Source organism: Mesorhizobium sp. M7A.F.Ca.CA.002.15.2.1, assembly GCF_003998715.1.
Lineage (GTDB): Bacteria > Pseudomonadota > Alphaproteobacteria > Rhizobiales > Rhizobiaceae > Mesorhizobium > Mesorhizobium ciceri.
On record NZ_RZPI01001096.1, the window covers coordinates 1 to 1007 of the forward strand.

General features: G+C 65.5%; 1 protein-coding gene. It reads right to left on the reverse strand.

The window, feature by feature from the left end:
- A partial coding sequence (locus ENZ74_RS32880) for an NAD-glutamate dehydrogenase domain-containing protein (protein WP_164761447.1) occupies positions 1 to 1007 on the reverse strand: 1007 nt, incomplete at both ends.

Here is a 1007-nt window from a genome sequence, read left to right on the forward strand (position 1 = left end):
CGTCTCGACGGCACGGTCGAGCAGGCCGCGCGCCTCCAGCGCCGTCATGAAGCGGCTCTGATGCGCGATGTCGGCGAGGCCGCGCTTGCGGGCGATCGAAAGCGCCAGCGTCTGCTGGTAGTTGTTGGACAGCACCAGCGAGCCGACCTCCTCGGTCATCTCGGCCAGCAGCTTGTTGCGTGCCGGGCGTGTCAACGACCCCTTGCGCATGGCGGAAGCCAGCGCGATCTTGATGTTGACCTCGACGTCGGAGCAGTTGACGCCGCCCGAATTGTCGATGGCGTCGGAGTTGCAGCGGCCGCCATTCATGCCGAACTCGATGCGCGCCCGCTGCGTGACGCCGAGATTGGCGCCCTCGCCGATCACTTTCGCCCGGACGTCGAGCGCGGTGATGCGAATGGCATCGTTGGCGCGGTCGCCGACCTCGGCATTGGTCTCGGTCGATGCCCTGAGATACGTGCCGATGCCGCCGAACCACAGAAGATCGACCGGCGCTTTGAGGATGGCGGTCATGATCTCGACCGGCGTGGCGGTGGTCTTGGCCAGGCCGATCGCCGCCGCCGCCGCCGCCGGCAAGGTGATCGATTTCTGGTTGCGCGAGACGATGATGCCGCCTTCCGACAGTTTCGTCTTGTCGTAGTCCTGCCAGCTCGAACGCGGCAGCGCGAACATGCGCTCGCGCTCGGCCATCGAGGCTGCCATGTCGGGATCGGGATCGATGAAGATGTCGCGATGGTCGAAGGCCGCGATCAGCCGGGTTTTCGGGGACAAAAGCATGCCGTTGCCGAACACGTCGCCCGACATGTCGCCGACCCCAACGACGGTGAAGGACGAGGTCTGGATGTCGCGGTTGATCTCGCGGAAATGCCGCTTGACCGCTTCCCAGGCGCCCTTGGCGGTGATGCCCATCTTCTTGTGGTCATAGCCGGCCGAGCCGCCGCTGGCGAAGGCGTCGTCGAGCCAGAAGCCGTGCTTCTCCGAGATCGCGTTAGCGGTATCGGAGAAGG